Here is a 16,600-nt window from a genome sequence, read left to right on the forward strand (position 1 = left end):
GACAACACTTGATGAAGAGCACCCGCTTGGTCTTTCGGCAGCGCAATCATGAGCGTCGTTTTATCGCCGGCATAAAGCGTCGATTGAAGCGATAGCTCTTCGTTTTGCTTCCGGACGATAATAAAGCGCGTATGGTTATAATCATAATCGTGAATGTTTTCTCTTACGATCTCTAACCCATATTCTTTCGCCGCCAAATGATTGGCAATTGCCGCAATCGGAAGGTGCGGATGTTCGCTCACGAATTTCGCGGCCGCACTTGTCGATGTCATATATACATATTTCGCTTTTTTAAAATGCGTATGCAAAAACTTATGGCATTGCGCAATCGCATGCGAATGCGAATAAATTTCGCGCACGTCGCTCCAATGATGCTTATAATACGGGTGCACCATTAAGTGCTGCTGAATCGGGGCGATAATCTCCCCGACGATCGGCAGCGGCTGTTCATGAATTAAATAGTCAATCGTCAAATTCACAGACCCTTCGAGCGCATTTTCAAGCGGTACAACTCCTAGCTCCACTTCGCCGCTACTGACGGCATCGATGCACTCTGGAATCGTATCGTATGCGTATTTTTCCGCAAGCGGAAACATCGTCGTTACCGCTAAATCTGTAAATGTCGCTTTCGGTCCTAAATAGCCAATTTTCATCGCTCTCTCCCCTAATTCTAATACGCACCAGACCCGACAACCTCTACTTTTTCGACAAACTCAAGTCGGCGCAATTTCGCAAGCAGCTCTTCTAACTCTTCTTTCATCTCATTCGTGCTAATCGATAGCGTCACATTCGCCCGCCCTTGAAGCGGAATCGTTTGGTGAATCGTTAATACGTTGCAGCCGGCTGCCGCAACGACACTAAGCAACTTTGACAACGTGCCGGAGCGGTCTTCGAGATGGAAAAATAACGTTACAATGCTTTCTTTCACAACCGCTTGAAACGGAAACACCGCATCACGGTATTTGTAAAACACGCTGCGGCTTACATCGACAAGTTGCACCGCCTCTGCCACCGAACTAACTTTTTTCCTATCCAACAGCTCTTTTGCCTGCAACACTTTTCGCATCGCTTCCGGCAATACATCTTCCCGCACTAAATAAAACTTTTTATCCACCCGCCGCACATCCCCCGCTTCATTAATCCACAAATTCAAATTCGTAATCCAATAGCTTCACAAGGTCGCCGTCTTTCGCTCCGCGTTCCCGTAGCGCATCGTCGACGCCCATCGAGCGCAATTGCCGCGCAAACCGGCGCACCGATTCTTCGCGTGAAAAATCCGTCATCTTAAATAATTTTTCAATTTTCTCTCCCGCCAAAATAAACGTTCCGTCGCTATCACGCGTAATCGTAAACGGCGCTTCTTCTTTCTCTAGCTTGTACACAACGCGCTGCACCGCTGGCTCTTCTGTTTCATGAAGCGGAAACTCTGGCGTTGTTTCTAACAGATCGGCAATCGCAAACAACAAGTCGCGCAAGCCTTGTCTCGTCAACGCGGAAATCGGGAAAATCGGCACGTCTTTCGGCACCTTTTCCTTAAACACCTTTAAATTTTCCTCCGCCCCTGGCATGTCCATTTTATTGGCAACGACGATCTGCGGCCGCTCAGTTAAGCGCAAATTGTATTGCTTCAATTCTTCGTTAATGACTAAATAGTCTTCGTACGGATCGCGACCTTCGACAGCAGCCATGTCAATCACATGAACAATGACGCGCGTCCGTTCAATATGGCGCAAAAATTGATGCCCAAGTCCGACACCTTGATGCGCTCCTTCGATCAATCCCGGCAAATCGGCCATGACAAAACTGCGGCCATCTTCCGTTTCGACTACGCCTAAATTCGGGACGAGCGTCGTAAAGTGATAGTCGGCAATTTTCGGTCTTGCGGCGGAGACGACCGATAGTAGCGTCGATTTCCCAACACTCGGAAACCCGACAAGACCGACATCCGCGAGCAATTTGAGTTCCAAAATGACATCGCGTTCTTCGCCCGGTTCGCCATTTTCGGCAATTTCTGGCGCAGGATTCGCTGGCGTCGCAAACCGCGTATTGCCTCTTCCGCCGCGACCGCCTTTCGCAACGATAAACCGTTGGCCATGTTCCGTCAAATCCGCCAACACTTGCTTCGTCCTTGCATCGATGACGACCGTTCCCGGCGGCACTTTCACGACTAAGTCTTCTGCATTTTTTCCGTGCTGGCCTTTCGACATGCCATTTTCGCCTTTTGCTGCTTTAAAATGGCGTTGATAGCGAAAGTCCATGAGCGTGCGCAGTCCTTCATCGACGATGAAGACGACATCGCCGCCTTTGCCGCCGTCGCCGCCGGCTGGTCCTCCTTTTGGCACGTATTTTTCGCGGCGGAACGCCACCATTCCGTTTCCGCCGTCACCGCCTTTCACATAAATTTTCACTTGATCGACAAACATGTATATTTCCTCCGTTCTATTCGTTCGTGATGTAAAGCAAAACGGTCAGTTCTTCTTTATGTATCGCCGCCTCCCCACAACGAACAGGAGCCTTCGGCGGATGGCTGTTCAGCCACTCCATCAGTACGCCGCCATCTTTTATTGTGCCACGGTAATCGAAAAACAACCGCACACTACCGTCTTCGATCTCAATCGAAACGTCCAAATGATTTTCTAAAGAGGCATCGGCTTGTTGCTCAAGCTGCTGCAAAAAAGCGTTGCACCACACCACTAGCGCCTCATCGTATGCCGATAAGTCCCTATTCTCTCCGAGCACTTCGTATGATACGACGACATGATGCGCTTCCCAGTTGTACGTTAGTAGCCATTCCGCAAATCGGCGTGCGTTTAAATTGGTCAGTTTCGATTCATGTTGCATCTCCCGAACGATTTCTGCAATGATTTCATGTACCCGTTCCACTTTATTGAGCGCCAAATTCCCTTTAATAAGCTGAATTTTATTCAGCCAGTCATGCCGGGAATGGCGCAACGCATCTAACACACTCCATCGTTTCTCCATCGGCGCTCCTACCCATTCATTTTTAGAAAAATTATACCAAATGGTCTAACAAACAGCTAGTCAGAAAGTAAAAGCCGCTTAAATTCCTTTTTTGAAGCAAAAAGAAAACCCTAACCAACACGGTTAGAGTTTTCACATGCCTTACGCTTCTTGCGTTACAGGGTATACGCTCACTTTTTTGCGATCGCGACCAAGACGTTCAAAACGAACGATGCCATCTACTTTCGCATAAAGTGTATCGTCGCCGCCGCGGCCAACGTTTAAGCCTGGATATACTTTTGTTCCGCGTTGACGGTAAAGGATCGAGCCGCCTGTTACGAATTGGCCGTCCGCACGTTTTGCGCCAAGACGTTTCGCGATGGAATCACGGCCGTTTTTTGTCGAACCTACCCCTTTTTTCGATGCGAAAAATTGAAGATCAAGTCTTAACATTGCTCGTCACCTCCTAGTTTTGTCGGCAATCCGGATATATTTCCCATAATCTTTTTCAATCGTTTGCAATGAAACGAGCATCGCTTCAAGGAGAAGCTGCACTTTTTCGTCGATTTGCGCATCTTCCACTACCGGAAGTTCGCAGCGCAAATATCCACCTTTCTCTCCTTGCGTAATGCGCGGCTTTACGTTCGTTAAAGCTATAATCGCATTGATCGATCCAAACGAAACCGCAGATGCCCCAGCACATACGATATCTTGCCCGCGTTTGGCGAATTGGGCGTGACCGCTCATCGTAAACGCGGCAATTTTCCCATCGTCTGTGCGTTCTACTTCTACATGTATCATCGTCGACGCCTTACGCGTTAATTTTTTCGATGACTACTTTTGTGTAAGGTTGACGGTGACCTTGTTTACGGCGATAGTTCTTTTTCGGTTTGTACTTGAACACGATGATTTTCTTTTGACGACCGTGTTTTTGTACTTTCGCCGTTACCGTTGCGCCTTCTACTGTAGGGTTGCCTACTTTTACTGTTTCGCCACCGACAAATAGCACTTTGTCGAACGTAACCGTTTCCCCTTCCGCAACGTCAAGCTTCTCGATGTAAATTTCTTGTCCTTCTTGAACTTTGATTTGTTTACCGCCAGTTTCAATAATTGCGTACATTGTTGCACCTCCTAATATAGACTCAGACTCGCCAGCACGAGGCGGATCGCCATTAGCGAACGCTTATCACCTGCGCTGAGCGGTTGTAGCGCGGGTGCGGTAACCATTTTTGCACCGAATTTTGTCCGCAACTAGGCAGCACAAAATTTTTCTACAACATGAAAAATAGTACCATAAAAAAAAGCGGACTGTCAATACATCCGCCTCGTTTTCATCGATAGATAAGCATCCCGATTGGAATGTTTGATTGCTTTTCGGCAAAAACCGCATGCAACAACTCATTTTCATCTAAAATCGCACGTTCCTTCGCTTGTTTTAGGACGATGATGGAATGTTTTTGCCCGCGGTAAAATTGTTGCAATATTTTCCACACCGGCTCCGTTTCCTCGACGGTCAGCGGCCGCCATTTCGTATACTCTCCCTTTTTGCCGTAATACCGCTCTAATAAAAAGCGAATCACGACATATTGATGCTGCTTCCACTCCTTCCATAACGAAACGAGCAAAAAAAGCGCAATAAGCCAAAGGTCAAGTTGTGACGGGGTCATGAATATCATTGCACCGACGAATAAAAGCAGCAAGCAAAACGAATAGATCACCATTTGTTGATGCGCTTTGCTAAATGGGAAAAAGCGCGTCAATAAAAGAAAGAACAGCTTGCCGCCATCCAGCGGCCAAATCGGTATGAGATTTAACGTCCCGATCGCAACATTGTAATGAAAAAACAGCTGCCAATGCTCAAACGATAAAACACCATATTTCCATAAAAGAAAGGCGCCGGCGATCAGCCAAACGTGCTGCAATGGGCCAGCGAGCGTCACGAACAGTTCCTCATGAAATGGACGATTCCCGTGTTCGTCCACTTCCGCTACCCCCCCAAATGGAAGCAATAAAACTCGCTTGATGCGCCAAGAGAAAAAAAGCGCCGCCGCTGCATGTCCCAATTCATGGATCAATACGATCAAAAATAACACAACCAACTGTTTAAAATGCGCCGTCAACACTGCCAGCCCGCTCAAAAGCCATAATAGCGGATGAATATGAACTTTCGTCAACAGTGCCCCGTATTTATTCAAAAGGAATCACCTGAATCGGATCAATGAAGTGGTCGCCTTGCTTAATTGCAAAATAAAATACCCCTTTGGCGCTATTTGTTTCTTTCGCCGCCTTGCCGACTTCTTTTCCGGCTTCGACAAAATCATATAGTTTCACGGTAATTGTCCCTAAATTCCCGTACCACGATTCGCTGCCATCAGCGTGCTGAATAATGACCGTCTTGCCGAGACGGTCTTTCGTGCCAGCGAAAATGACGATCCCTTCGTTCATCGCTTCAACGGAGGCGTTGCTGTTTGTTTCTACCATGATTCCTTGCCCATTTTCCGTAAATTTTTCAAGCACTCGTCCTGTAGCAGGAACAGCATATGACGGTGAATCGGACGGCTTTTCCGTCTTTTTGGTCGGAAAGATCGCAAGCGGCTCGCCAAATTGCTGTTCATACCATTTCGATACAGCCGCAAATTGAAATTCTTGCTCCATCGTCTGTTTCACAAACGAGCGGATCGGCTGAAACGTTTCTGAAGGATTTTTAAAGGCGATGGCCGCTACTAATACAAGGCAAGCGGAAAAAAACGTTTTTAATAAAAACAGTTCTTTACGAAACAGCGGTGGCTTCTCATCAGTCGCATAGCGATCATACGTAATGACCGGCTGCCCGTACCGTTCTTCATCGGTCATATGCTCGAAAGGCAGCGAAAAGCGGCCAGCTTCCCGCTTCCGTTTTTCGATTCGTTTTCGAATCTCGCGCGCACGTTTATTCATCCATCTCTCACCATTCCCCTGCATCATCGTTTATACCAATGTATGAAACAACCTATGAATGTATGACAAAAAAAAGCCAGTGCCCATTGCACTAGCTTTTTGTCAAACAACTTTCGACCCGTTCTCTCGTTACCGGACGCCAAAAAACTTTTTCAGTTTTGAAAATACACCTTTTTGTTCGTCTTCCAGCGACTGAAGCGGGACGGATTCGCCGAGAATTCGTCTAGCGATATTGCGATAAGCAATCGATGCTTTGCTCGTCGGATCAAGAACGATCGGCTCACCATTATTTGATGCTTTAATGACGTTTTCGTCATCGGCAATAATGCCTAACAAATCGATCGACAAATGCATGACAATTTCATCAATATCGAGCATGTCGCCGCTTTTCACCATATGGCTGCGAATGCGGTTAATGACAAGGCGCGGCGGCTTTATATGTTCCTCTTTTTCTAGCAATCCAATAATTCGATCCGCATCGCGCACCGCCGATACTTCCGGCGTCGTGACAACAATCGCTTCATCCGCCCCGGCCACCGCGTTTTTATACCCTTGTTCGATGCCTGCCGGACAGTCAATAAGCACGTAGTCATAATCTTGCTTTAGCTCATCGACAAGCTGTTTCATTTGTTCCGGCGTCACCGCTGATTTATCGCTCGTTTGCGCCGCCGGCAACAAATATAATTTATCGTCAAACCGCTTATCTTTTACTAACGCTTTTTGGACGGTGCAACGGCCTTCCACGACGTCGACTAAATCATAAATGATACGGTTTTCCAGCCCCATCACGACATCGAGATTGCGCAAACCGATATCCGTATCAACAAGGCAGACGCGTTTTCCCAACAGCGCAAGGGCCGTTCCTAAGTTCGCGGTTGTAGTCGTTTTTCCAACGCCACCTTTTCCAGACGTAATGACGATAGCTTCTCCCACGGTTACAGTCTCCTTTCTAACCTTGTCAAATTCGGCCGCAAATGTGTCAGTAGCTGCAAACGATCGACCACAATGTGGTCGGTGTCGTCAATATACGCGCACTCCATTTCATTCCGTTCTTCTGTTTTGTGATCAGGGGCGCGATTCATTACATCACTAATTCTGAGCTGCATCGGCTTCATAATGGAGGCGGCAATGATCGCTTCTTTATTGCCGTAACAGCCTGCATGTGCAATGCCGCGCAACGCGCCAAGAATAAAAATATTTCCTCCGGCAATGACCGTTCCGCCGGGGTTCACATCGCCAATGAGCAACAAATCGCCGTCCACATGCAACACTTGGCCGGAACGAACGATTTTCGCGACAGAAACAATTTCATTTTTTCGCTTCCATTCCAGCACTTCTTCTTTTGTCATGACATTGCTTTCGATCGATCCGACGACTAAATTTTTTTTGCCACGAACGAGCCCCCGCACTTCTTCTTCCTGCTCCGGCGTTAAATAGCGGTTCCCGGTTTTTAGATGAACCGAAACGAGCGGTCCGTCTGAATCATCGTTCACACTTAATGTTAATTTTTCATCGAGCTCCGTCATTAAATCCTCGTAGGAACACGTATCATCGAGATGCAACGTCAACCCGTCTTTCGTTCCTTTCATCGTGACATATGATTGTTTTTGCTTACCCACAACGTTCACCTCAACGAATAATTCTACAACTTTCGCCCGTTTTCCTTTTCATTCTTCCCGTTCGTAACGTTCAATTTTTACTAGCCACTGTTTTAACGGATAGGAAAAGAACAGAAGAAAAAGCGCGTTGACAAGCAGCGTCGGCAACAGGCGATACGAATAAAATTGCTCGAACGGCATCGCGGTTTTTCCGATGAACAACTGGATTCCGTACACATAAAATTCAAGTATCGAAACGAAGATCATACTTAGAAAACAAGTCACCACTAAATGATTGTGAAACCATTTCATCGCTTTCGCTGCGATGTAAGCGATTAAAGGGAAGGAAAATAGATAGACGCCGAGAATTTCGGTGTACACGACATCATACAATCCCCCTAAAATCAACCCGTACACCATTCCGTGCGTTTGTGTGACGTAAACAGTGACAAAAAGGATAAAAATCAATAAAAAGCGCGGCGCAAATATGTAATGCTCATACCATATACTTTTCGGCCATAAATCGACAAACAAGCTCTCACTAACAAAAAAAAGAATCGCAAGAAAAGGAAGAAACAGCTTTTTCACTTCGTTTCCTCCTCTTGTACCGCATCAATTTTCCGTTTGACGACGATCACATCGTCCACATCGTAAAAATTAGCAGCCGGTTTGACGTATGCCATTTTCGTTAGCCCGTATTCATCCGGCACGACTTCTTCCACCTCACCAATCGGAAGCCCTTTCGGAAAAATTCCGCCAAGTCCGGAGGTTAAGACGAGCTGCTTTTTCTCGATTTTCGCATCAAACGGAATTTGTTTAAAAAGCAGCGCTTGCCGTTTATCGTCATAACCTTCGATCAAGCCAAACACGCTGCCTTCTTGACCTTGGACGTAGGCGGAAATGCGATTTTGTCGGTCAAGAGCACTCAATAATTGAACCGTTGATGTAAACTGCGAGGCGTGCTGTATTTTTCCGATCAGTCCCGACGGCGTGATGACCGCCATATCTTTTTTCACGCCTTGTTGCTCACCTTTATTAATGATGACCGTTTCTTGCCAACGGTCCGGATTCCTTCCAATGACCGTCGCTTCTATCGGGATAAAATCGCGCAAACTTTCCTTTTTATCGAGCACTGCCCGCAATTCTTCGTTTTCTTTTTTGAGCGTCTGCACTTCTGCTTCTAACATGACATACTCTTCTAGTCGCGCTTTTAGTAGCTTGTTTTCTTTGTATGTATTTTTGATGTCTTGAACATTCTCAAAGAAGCCCGCAACGAGCTGTGCGGGCTGATGGAATAAAAACTGGACAAAACCGGTCGTGTCTTTCACAAACTGCTCCGACCACGTTAATTCTTTCCGCTCCTTTAAAGAAAAACCAATCAATGCCACGAGAAAAATAATGCTGACAAGCAATAAAATCAATCGTTTGTTTAAAAAGAATTGTGGCATAGGCTACCCCTTCTTACTAGCGATGGTCTCTTGCTTTGTTTTTAAACAAATGAATATGATCGAGCGCTTTTCCTGTCCCAATGGCAACGCAATCTAACGGATTTTCGGCAACGATGACCGGCATGTCCGTTTCTTTGCTAATGACCCTATCGAGGTTGCGAAGCAATGCACCACCACCTGTTAGTACGATGCCGCGATCCATAATGTCCGCTGCTAATTCCGGTGGCGTTTTTTCGAGCGTATTTTTTACCGAATCAACGATGGCATATACGGTGTCATGAAGCGCTCCGGCAATTTCTTCGGCCGTAATTTCAATCGTTTTCGGCAAGCCGGTTAATAAATCGCGGCCGCGAATTTCCATCGAGCCAATTCCTTCTGGGTTGCCTGCCGAACCGATTTCTACTTTGATTGCCTCTGCTGTCCGCTCACCGATCATTAAGTTGTACGTTTTGCGAATGTATTGAATAATCGCTTCGTCCATTTCATCGCCGGCGATGCGAATCGATTGGCTCGTGACGATGCCCCCGAGCGAAATAACGGCCACTTCCGTTGTACCGCCGCCGATATCAACAACCATGCTTCCCGTCGGTTCCCATACTGGCAAATTCGCACCAATCGCCGCCGCAAACGGCTCTTCAATCGTATACGCATCACGCGCCCCTGCTTGTCTTGTCGCATCGATGACTGCACGCTCTTCCACCGCTGTAATTCCGTACGGGACGCATACCATGACGTACGGTTTGCCAGCGAAAAAGCCTTTGTTTTTCGACGCTTGGTTAATATAATATTTCATCATAATCGCTGTCGTTTCATAATCAGCGATAACGCCGTCTTTCATCGGACGCAACGCAACAATATTCCCAGGCGTACGCCCGATCATATTTTTCGCTTCGTTCCCGACGGCAACAATTTGTTTTGTATCTTTTTGCAATGCCACTACCGATGGCTCGCGCACGACAATCCCTTTTCCTTTTACGTATACAAGAGTGTTGGCCGTTCCTAAGTCGATTCCAAGATCTCTTGTGCCAAATCCAAACATAGCATGTATCTTCCTTTCTGAAACGAAATACTTCTCGTTCATTTTATCCATTATTCGTTATTTTGTACAACACCGCCTAAAAACGGTGAGGAAAAACTCATAACTGTTATTATAGCGCATTCGCCAAAAAAAGAGAACTATTACACATATCCTTTTTCTTTCAAGCTGATGAATTTTTGGTCGCCGATAATGAGGTGATCTAGTAACTCAATGCCGATAATGCGGCCGCATTCGGCAAGCCTGCGTGTCACTTCGATGTCTTCGCGGCTTGGGGTCGGATCCCCTGAAGGATGGTTATGGGCGCAAATAATAGAAGCGGCAGAGCGTTTAATCGCTTCTTTGAACACTTCGCGCGGGTGAACGATGGAGGCGTTTAAACTCCCGATGAAAACGGTTTTGCGGTGAATGACTTGGTTTTTCGTATTCAAATAAATGGCAACAAAATGTTCTTGGGATAAAAAGCGCATATCGTCCATGACATATTTTGCCCCGTCTTCCGGCGAACGAATCACGTATCGTTCGTCATAACTGAGGCGGCCGATGCGCCGACCGAGCTCAATTGCTGCTAAAATTTGAATTGCCTTCGCTTCGCCAATTCCTTTAATGCTCGTCATTTCTTCGACGGTTGCATCTTTCAAAAGCCGAAGTCCTTCGAAATGGTGAAGCAGTCGCTGAGCAAGTTGCAACACCGACTCTTCTTTTGTGCCCGTGCGCAGTAAAAGCGCTAACAGTTCTTGGTTCGATAAGCTTTCCGGTCCGTCCGAAAGAAGCCGTTCCCGCGGTCGTGCCTCTTTCGGAACGTCGCGAATCATTAACGTCATGTCGTTTCCCCCTTTTTCCAGCCAAGTTTCATTAGTTCTCGTACCGTTTTCGCAAGCGGCAACCCCATCACGGCGTAATAATCGCCGACAATGTGTTTGACGAGCAACGCTCCTCTCCCTTGGATACCGTATGCTCCCGCTTTATCCATCGGCTCTCCTGTTTCGATGTAAGCCGCGATTTCTTCTTCGGCCAACTCCCAAAACGTTACTTCCGTCCGCTCGACAAACGTCGTTTCTTCGTGCGGAGCAATAATGGCGACGCCGGTAAATACGTCGTGCGTTTTCCCGGATAATGCGCGCAACATCTCGTACGCTTCTTCCTTCGTTGTTGGTTTTCCGAGCACTTGGTCATTATAAACGACGATGGTGTCCGCACCGATAATATACGCGTCCGGATTCATTCGCTGCACCGCCTTTGCTTTTTGAAAAGCAAGCGTCTGGACGATTTGTGCTGGAGATTCGTTTCGTTGGATTTGTTCGTCAATATCACTGACGAGGACATCAAAGCGGAGGCCTGCCATTTCGAGCAGTTGCCGGCGGCGAGGTGAACTTGAGGCTAAAATCAGTCGTGTCATATCCATCACCTTTCGTTTCAAATTGGAAGATACACTTGTATCATACCAAAATTCGTCATTTCACACAATTTTTCCGACAAAAAAAGAAGCGTTTCGCTTCTTTCGACATCATTCGTTTTCTTTTTGCAAGACGGCGAGCAAATTTTGCTGTACGTTCCAAAGGAGAGGAGTTTCTTTTTGTTTTCGATAAGCGATTAATGACACATATGCGCTCTCTAGTTGCTCGCTTTTTTTCTGTACCTTTTTATAGCTCGTTTCTAAACTTGTCCACTCTGCTTCGGAAACATCGGCATTCGCCAGCAGCTGGGCGGAGATATTTGCCATTTTCGTGTATAGTGCTTGAACCGTTTCCTCTTGGATGGATGAAAGCACGAGCGGTTTGACGTACGTCGTCAGCCCTTTTTGTTTAAATTGTTCGACGAGCGGCGCAAGCGATGGCTTGTCCGCACCGACGCCAATCCATACGGCAATCGGCTTTGTTCCGACGAGCACCGCCGGAATTTGCGAAGCTTGCAATTGTTTTGCATATGCTTCCGCTGCTTTTTTCTCACTAAACACTCCAGCTTGGATGATAGCAACCGTTAGTGGCTCAGCCACTTCTTTTGCCGCTGGCGTTTCTTTTGGCAAAGAAACGGGCGAAAGTGGCAAAGAAGCCGTTTCTTTTTGTTTCGGCACGATGTGAAGGACAATAAAGCCAAAACTTGTCCCGATAATGACCGCTAACAAAATCGAAAAAAGCGCGGTTTTTACGCGGGTGTGAAGCATTCGCTTCATCGGTTTTGCGGGCGTTTTTTCCAAAGTCGTTACTGCCGCTGGTGCCTCCTCTTCTTCGATAGCAGCGCTTATTTCGTTTTCGGCGGCGATCTTCTCCATCATAAATGGGCGATCTTCTCCGTTAATTTTCACCGTAATTTTCGCTTGTTTGTCCATTTTGTCACCATCCTCATCCCATTTCGTCGATTCTTTGCCCATCTTATCATAAATGCAAAAAAAAAGAACAAGACATTTGTCGTCTCGTTCTCGAAGGTTTTCGCCAAATTTCGCGTCAACGAATATCTTTAATTAGCGAAATGGACAGTTGTTCGACCGGAACTTCCGCTTGCGTATCGCTATAGGAACAAAGTTGTTTCGTTTCCCCTTTTAGACAAATAAAATAATCGAGCCGCCCATTTTCGTCTTTTTTAATCAGCACGTACGACGGATTCGTTTCGGTCGATAAAACGTTTCCGGTAAACGGATCTTTGATTGGTTCAAGCACCCCGTCTTCGACAAGCTGCTTATACGTCAACGTTTCAGCCGAACGCGGCGCCAAAAATTCGACTTTTTCCGCGCCAACATGAAGCCTCGCCGCTTCGTACATCGCATACGCATCGGAAACGAACGCCTGCATCCGCATTTTTTCAATAACGTTCGTGACAATAATGACGGCAATCGATGCGACAATGCCTAAAATGGCAATAACCGCAAGCAGCTCAAACAACGTCATCCCTCGGTTCATCCGTGGTAACATCAGCTGATCCCCCCTCTACCGTTGCGTGGACGATTCATCGCCCGACGACTGGGGGATTAACTCGGTCAATGGGTTTTGTTTGTTGCTTGGAGGTGGAACGTCAAGCGGCGGTACTTGGTTTTGCAAACTTGCTAAGCCTGGATGGTAAAACGCGCTCACCGTTAACGAATAGGTTAATGGATGGACGGTAGATTCGACGGATGTTAACTCTGGATTTCCTGTAAACGACAGCGACTCCACCGAAACGATGCGCGGCAATTGTTCTAACGTTTGTAAAAAACGTTCGAGCTGATAATACGACGGCGATTGTACCGTCAACTGAACGGTTACCTTTTTTAAGCCAGCAGGTAGCGTAGTGGAAGCCTGATTTTGCTGCGCAGTGGAAGGAGAAGCGCTTTGCTGCGCTCCTTTTTGTTCGGTTGTTTGCGCAGCCGCTTGTTGCGGCGCGTTCATCCCCGCTTCTTCATTAAATGACATATTCGAAATAAAACTATCCGAAACGACTTCCGCTTTTTCTAAATCAAGCAAAAGTTGCTCGACAAGTGGTTTGACCGGCACTCGTTTTTGTAGCTCGACCGCGCTATCGATAATATCTGTTTGTTGCTTTGTTGTTTGTGCTTGCAATGTAGTGACTAATTTTTGTTCATTTGCCACCGTCGTTTTTAATTCCGCCACGCGGAGATGAAGCGGTTTTAACATATAGAAATAAAGAAAAGCAAACAGGGCGCTGACGACAAATAGCATCATCAACAATACCATCGCTTCGCGTTTTCCAATTTGAACAGTCATCGTTACTGCTCCTTTTTCTCGTTTAACGCATTTTTATTGACGTGCAGCTCATATTGCGCTAAATAACGCGGCAGCACGTCGCGTTCTTCGGTTTTATTCTCGTTTTGTGCGCTCGCCGTTGTAACGCTTTTAAGTTGCACGTCGGCAATAAACGCAGATGCTTCCAGTCGCTTTAAATAATAAGCAGCATCTTCGCTCGTATCAAACTGCACCGTGATTTTCACTGCTCCATCTTCTGTATACGAAAAATTCATAAAAAAGCCGCGCTCCGGCAGCTGTTTTGCTAATTCGCGCAACAACCGCACTGTTTTTAAAGGATATTGCTGCGCCCACTCGACCGTCTTTTTTAGTTCTTGCACTTCGTTTTGCGACTGGACGTTTTGTAGTTTTTGCTGCTCCGCCGCTTCTAGTGCACGCAACTGTTTTAATTGTTGCGTGAGCGCCCCCACTTGCTCGTTTGCTTGCTGCATTGAAAAATAAAAGAACACTCCGCCAGCAAGCATAAGAGCAAACAATAGAAGAAAACTAACGAGCAGCACAATATTTTTCGGTTCTTTTTTCGGCAGTAAGTTAACGTCGATGAGCATGCGTAACTCCCTCTTTTAGTCCAAGTCCCCAAGCTAAATGGTAGCGCGGTTCAACCGCTGAAGCGAACGGCTCGGCTAGCCGTTCGACCGGTATGTCAAACCGCTCTTGCATCGCTTCATGAAGGTTCGATAGTTTTCGGTGATCCCCTGTTAAAAAAATTCTTGTAATTTGTGCATTTCCTTGATGCAGCGAGAAACGGTAAAAGTTCATGACCCGTTCGATTTCTTTATATACGTCCTCAAACGGACGAAACCATTCGTCGCGGTGAACAGGTTCACTCGGCACTTCAAACAACAATTGCCGCATAAACATAGGTACATCGTTAAAGAAGGCGCTGACGTTGACAGCAGATTCATCGATTTGGACGATAAGCAAATGGTCGTCGCGCCGCACTTGGTCAGCAGCATGAAAGAGACGGTAGACGCATAACGGCGAAACGTCGGCGGCGATTGGCCTAAGACCTACTTCTTCTAACAACTCGGCGTAATCGCGCACGATTGGTTCTGGGGCAGCGAACAATAAAATCGCCAGCTTTTCGTTCGTTTTTTCCAATAGCGCATAATCAAACACTGGATGTTCAAACGGCAAATGAATCGTCGTTCCAAGCTCCATAAATAAATAGCCGCGAATCTCATCTTCTTGCAAGTCATTCGGCAGTTGCAACCGACGGATGACGACGACCGGGTCGGGAACGAGAAAACGGACGCGTCTATTTTTTAATTTCCATTCGTCCACACATTCTTCTAAAATCATCGTAACCGTTTCGCGATCCATTATTTTCCCATCGTGAATAAGCCCTTTCGGCAAGTCACGCTCCCCGCTCTTTTGAATCGTAAACGGATCGTTCGGTTTTAATTCCACATAGCGAATGACATGGTCTTTGATGACAACGTTAGCTACTTTATGCCGCGGTTTAAATAAGTTCATCATACTCATATTGTTTCCCTCGTATTAAAAGAAAATCCATTGCTTATACCATTCGATCATCGCTTGTCCAAAAAAGTGGGCAGTCAACGTCCCAAGCACAATCGCTGGTCCAAACGGCATCGGTTCACCACGCTTCACACGCCCCATCGCCATGCCGACAAGCCCAAATATTGTCCCGACGAGCGTCGATAAAAAGAACGCTAAAATCGTCAGTTTGACCCCAAGCGCCAAACCGATCACGGCAAACAGTTTAATATCTCCACCACCCATGCCACCTTTACTTATGAGCGCGATAATAAATAACATCAAAAATCCAACGATGCTGCCTAACAAACTATCCCACCACGGAGTAAGCGGCGCAAACCATAGACGCTCAATAAGAAGAAGCGGGGCGAAAAATAATAAAACACGGTTTGGAATAATCATATAATGCACGTCTGAAACGAAAACGATAGCAAATAAAGAAATGAGCGTCCAACTAACGACTATTTCCGCTGACCAACCGACAAAAAGTGGGGCAAGCGCAAACAGCATCGCCGTGGACAGCTCAACGAATGGGTAAACAAAGGAAATGAGCGCTGAACATGCGCGACATTTCCCTTTTTGTAACACATACGAAACGACCGGAATTAACTCAAACGCCGTTAACGTTCGCTTACAAGATGGACAATGCGAACGCGGCGCAACAATCGACTCCCCTCTCGGCACCCTTAGCCCGACAACATTATAAAATGAGCCAAGAAAAAGACCAAGGAGGAAGGAAATAAAAAACGACATATGCGATCACTCTAATTGTAAATTTATTATAAATTTAGATTGTTTATTTATTCTTTTTTACTTGGCTGTGTCTATTTTTTAATGTCGTTTACTGCATCACGTTTTAAATTCTCTTCTCCTACAGCAGCCTTATCATCTTTATCAAAAACACCACGTGAGCTATTAATTAGTTTCACATAATATTTTAATTTTGTGTCTTTATTTTCTATAAGTACATAGGAATATTCTCCTTTTGGATCAGCATTTTGATTGGTAAGTGACGAGTCAGATCCTTTTTTATACGTTCCAGCATCCCCATCAGGGTCTTTTACTGTTTCTAAATATCCTTTATTCTCCAAATAAGCAAGCGGAAGTACTGTGTATTTCCCATTAGCTGGAATCAAATCTTTATCCGCCGTTACAGCAATTTTTGCAGCATTAATCATTTGTTGAGCGTTCGCTACGTGCGCGTCTTTTTTCGAGTTGTCGATGAGTCCCCCAATACTCGGAATGGCAATCGCTGCGATGATTCCTAAGATGACGATGACGGCGAGCAATTCGATTAATGTTAATCCTCGCTCGTTTTTCAAAAAGCGTTTGAACATACTTTCCTCTCCTTTTATAAGTCTTTTTATCTATCATTTTACATTA

Annotated in this window: 23 protein-coding genes and 1 other annotated feature; all 23 genes read right to left on the reverse strand. The window is 46.1% G+C overall.

Going from position 1 to position 16,600, the window contains the following annotated elements; all coding sequences use genetic code 11:
- The coding region (pheA, locus tag M4I42_RS13995; protein ID WP_268852727.1) for a prephenate dehydratase at positions 1–653 on the reverse strand (653 nt) is incomplete at its 3' end.
- A 17-nt stretch (positions 654–670) separates the two neighbouring features.
- The gene (locus tag M4I42_RS14000; protein ID WP_268852728.1) at positions 671–1,114 is read right to left on the reverse strand and encodes an ACT domain-containing protein; all 444 of its coding nucleotides are present in this window, start codon (positions 1,112–1,114) and stop codon (positions 671–673) included.
- Between the two features lie 22 nt (positions 1,115–1,136).
- Complete coding sequence (gene obgE, locus M4I42_RS14005; protein ID WP_268852729.1) at positions 1,137–2,423, reverse strand: GTPase ObgE; 1,287 nt, start codon at positions 2,421–2,423, stop codon at positions 1,137–1,139.
- Positions 2,424–2,439: 16 nt separating this feature from the next.
- On the reverse strand, positions 2,440–2,982 hold the full coding sequence (locus M4I42_RS14010) for a sporulation initiation phosphotransferase B (RefSeq protein ID WP_268852730.1): 543 nt from the start codon (positions 2,980–2,982) through the stop codon (positions 2,440–2,442).
- Positions 2,983–3,123: 141 nt separating this feature from the next.
- Entirely contained in the window at positions 3,124–3,414 is a 291-nt protein-coding gene (rpmA, locus tag M4I42_RS14015; RefSeq protein WP_268852731.1) for a 50S ribosomal protein L27, read from the reverse strand.
- Positions 3,415–3,420: 6 nt separating this feature from the next.
- Positions 3,421–3,762 carry a ribosomal-processing cysteine protease Prp gene (locus M4I42_RS14020; RefSeq protein WP_268852732.1) on the reverse strand — a complete coding sequence of 114 codons (342 nt, stop codon included), beginning with the start codon at positions 3,760–3,762 and terminating at the stop codon, positions 3,421–3,423.
- Positions 3,763–3,772: 10 nt separating this feature from the next.
- Entirely contained in the window at positions 3,773–4,081 is a 309-nt protein-coding gene (gene rplU, locus M4I42_RS14025; protein WP_268852733.1) for a 50S ribosomal protein L21, read from the reverse strand.
- A 14-nt stretch (positions 4,082–4,095) separates the two neighbouring features.
- Positions 4,096–4,176, reverse strand: a sequence feature (ribosomal protein L21 leader region).
- 116 nt (positions 4,177–4,292) lie between these two features.
- Positions 4,293–5,156: a M50 family metallopeptidase gene (locus tag M4I42_RS14030; RefSeq protein ID WP_268852734.1), complete on the reverse strand. Its 864-nt coding sequence runs from the start codon at positions 5,154–5,156 to the stop codon at positions 4,293–4,295.
- Positions 5,149–5,898 (reverse strand): M23 family metallopeptidase, encoded by a 750-nt coding sequence (locus M4I42_RS14035; RefSeq protein ID WP_268852735.1) that lies wholly within the window; start codon positions 5,896–5,898, stop codon positions 5,149–5,151. Before M4I42_RS14035 ends, M4I42_RS14030 begins: the two co-directional genes overlap by 8 nt.
- A gap of 129 nt (positions 5,899–6,027) precedes the next feature.
- Complete coding sequence (gene minD, locus M4I42_RS14040) at positions 6,028–6,831, reverse strand: septum site-determining protein MinD (protein WP_268852736.1); 804 nt, start codon at positions 6,829–6,831, stop codon at positions 6,028–6,030.
- A 2-nt stretch (positions 6,832–6,833) separates the two neighbouring features.
- Positions 6,834–7,487 (reverse strand): septum site-determining protein MinC, encoded by a 654-nt coding sequence (gene minC / locus M4I42_RS14045; RefSeq protein ID WP_328284626.1) that lies wholly within the window; start codon positions 7,485–7,487, stop codon positions 6,834–6,836.
- Positions 7,488–7,565: 78 nt separating this feature from the next.
- Positions 7,566–8,084 carry a rod shape-determining protein MreD gene (gene mreD, locus M4I42_RS14050; RefSeq protein WP_268852738.1) on the reverse strand — a complete coding sequence of 173 codons (519 nt, stop codon included), beginning with the start codon at positions 8,082–8,084 and terminating at the stop codon, positions 7,566–7,568.
- On the reverse strand, positions 8,081–8,944 hold the full coding sequence (gene mreC / locus M4I42_RS14055; RefSeq protein ID WP_268852739.1) for a rod shape-determining protein MreC: 864 nt from the start codon (positions 8,942–8,944) through the stop codon (positions 8,081–8,083). Before mreC ends, mreD begins: the two co-directional genes overlap by 4 nt.
- 16 nt (positions 8,945–8,960) lie before the next feature.
- Entirely contained in the window at positions 8,961–9,983 is a 1,023-nt protein-coding gene (locus M4I42_RS14060; protein WP_268852740.1) for a rod shape-determining protein, read from the reverse strand.
- A 140-nt stretch (positions 9,984–10,123) separates the two neighbouring features.
- A complete protein-coding gene (gene radC / locus M4I42_RS14065; RefSeq protein ID WP_268852741.1) occupies positions 10,124–10,804 on the reverse strand; it encodes a RadC family protein in 681 nt (226 codons plus the stop codon).
- A complete protein-coding gene (locus M4I42_RS14070) occupies positions 10,801–11,379 on the reverse strand; it encodes a Maf family protein (RefSeq protein WP_268852742.1) in 579 nt (192 codons plus the stop codon). Before M4I42_RS14070 ends, radC begins: the two co-directional genes overlap by 4 nt.
- A gap of 108 nt (positions 11,380–11,487) precedes the next feature.
- Positions 11,488–12,309, reverse strand: a complete 822-nt coding sequence (locus tag M4I42_RS14075; RefSeq protein WP_268852743.1) for a stage II sporulation protein B — start codon at positions 12,307–12,309, stop codon at positions 11,488–11,490.
- Positions 12,310–12,424: 115 nt separating this feature from the next.
- A complete protein-coding gene (locus M4I42_RS14080) occupies positions 12,425–12,889 on the reverse strand; it encodes a pilus assembly FimT family protein (RefSeq protein WP_268852744.1) in 465 nt (154 codons plus the stop codon).
- 15 nt (positions 12,890–12,904) lie between these two features.
- The gene (locus tag M4I42_RS14085) at positions 12,905–13,678 is read right to left on the reverse strand and encodes a pilus assembly protein PilO (RefSeq protein ID WP_268852745.1); all 774 of its coding nucleotides are present in this window, start codon (positions 13,676–13,678) and stop codon (positions 12,905–12,907) included.
- A gap of 2 nt (positions 13,679–13,680) precedes the next feature.
- On the reverse strand, positions 13,681–14,265 hold the full coding sequence (locus tag M4I42_RS14090; protein WP_268852746.1) for a PilN domain-containing protein: 585 nt from the start codon (positions 14,263–14,265) through the stop codon (positions 13,681–13,683).
- Complete coding sequence (gene pilM / locus M4I42_RS14095) at positions 14,249–15,193, reverse strand: type IV pilus biogenesis protein PilM (protein WP_268852749.1); 945 nt, start codon at positions 15,191–15,193, stop codon at positions 14,249–14,251. The genes M4I42_RS14090 and pilM overlap by 17 nt, the downstream gene beginning before the upstream one ends.
- A gap of 24 nt (positions 15,194–15,217) precedes the next feature.
- Positions 15,218–15,970, reverse strand: a complete 753-nt coding sequence (locus tag M4I42_RS14100) for a prepilin peptidase (protein ID WP_268852747.1) — start codon at positions 15,968–15,970, stop codon at positions 15,218–15,220.
- 71 nt (positions 15,971–16,041) lie between these two features.
- Positions 16,042–16,554: a prepilin-type N-terminal cleavage/methylation domain-containing protein gene (locus tag M4I42_RS14105; RefSeq protein WP_268852748.1), complete on the reverse strand. Its 513-nt coding sequence runs from the start codon at positions 16,552–16,554 to the stop codon at positions 16,042–16,044.
- Between the last annotated feature and the right edge of the window lie 46 nt (positions 16,555–16,600).

The sequence above is a fragment of the Anoxybacillus sp. J5B_2022 genome (assembly GCF_026847645.1).
Classification (GTDB): Bacteria; Bacillota; Bacilli; order Bacillales; family Anoxybacillaceae; genus Anoxybacteroides.

Coding starts and splice junctions, on each gene's coding strand:
- obgE (WP_268852729.1), bottom strand. CDS start 2,423: ATGTTTGTCGATCAAGTGAAAATTTATGTGAAAGGCGGTGACGGCGGA.
- M4I42_RS14010 (WP_268852730.1), bottom strand. CDS start 2,982: ATGGAGAAACGATGGAGTGTGTTAGATGCGTTGCGCCATTCCCGGCAT.
- rpmA (WP_268852731.1), bottom strand. CDS start 3,414: ATGTTAAGACTTGATCTTCAATTTTTCGCATCGAAAAAAGGGGTAGGT.
- M4I42_RS14020 (WP_268852732.1), bottom strand. CDS start 3,762: ATGATACATGTAGAAGTAGAACGCACAGACGATGGGAAAATTGCCGCG.
- rplU (WP_268852733.1), bottom strand. CDS start 4,081: ATGTACGCAATTATTGAAACTGGCGGTAAACAAATCAAAGTTCAAGAA.
- M4I42_RS14035 (WP_268852735.1), bottom strand. CDS start 5,898: ATGAATAAACGTGCGCGCGAGATTCGAAAACGAATCGAAAAACGGAAG.
- minC (WP_328284626.1), bottom strand. CDS start 7,487: ATGAAAGGAACGAAAGACGGGTTGACGTTGCATCTCGATGATACGTGT.
- mreC (WP_268852739.1), bottom strand. CDS start 8,944: ATGCCACAATTCTTTTTAAACAAACGATTGATTTTATTGCTTGTCAGC.
- M4I42_RS14060 (WP_268852740.1), bottom strand. CDS start 9,983: ATGTTTGGATTTGGCACAAGAGATCTTGGAATCGACTTAGGAACGGCC.
- radC (WP_268852741.1), bottom strand. CDS start 10,804: ATGACGTTAATGATTCGCGACGTTCCGAAAGAGGCACGACCGCGGGAA.
- M4I42_RS14070 (WP_268852742.1), bottom strand. CDS start 11,379: ATGACACGACTGATTTTAGCCTCAAGTTCACCTCGCCGCCGGCAACTG.
- M4I42_RS14075 (WP_268852743.1), bottom strand. CDS start 12,309: ATGGACAAACAAGCGAAAATTACGGTGAAAATTAACGGAGAAGATCGC.
- M4I42_RS14080 (WP_268852744.1), bottom strand. CDS start 12,889: ATGTTACCACGGATGAACCGAGGGATGACGTTGTTTGAGCTGCTTGCG.
- M4I42_RS14085 (WP_268852745.1), bottom strand. CDS start 13,678: ATGACTGTTCAAATTGGAAAACGCGAAGCGATGGTATTGTTGATGATG.
- M4I42_RS14090 (WP_268852746.1), bottom strand. CDS start 14,265: ATGCTCATCGACGTTAACTTACTGCCGAAAAAAGAACCGAAAAATATT.
- pilM (WP_268852749.1), bottom strand. CDS start 15,193: ATGAACTTATTTAAACCGCGGCATAAAGTAGCTAACGTTGTCATCAAA.
- M4I42_RS14100 (WP_268852747.1), bottom strand. CDS start 15,970: ATGTCGTTTTTTATTTCCTTCCTCCTTGGTCTTTTTCTTGGCTCATTT.
- M4I42_RS14105 (WP_268852748.1), bottom strand. CDS start 16,554: ATGTTCAAACGCTTTTTGAAAAACGAGCGAGGATTAACATTAATCGAA.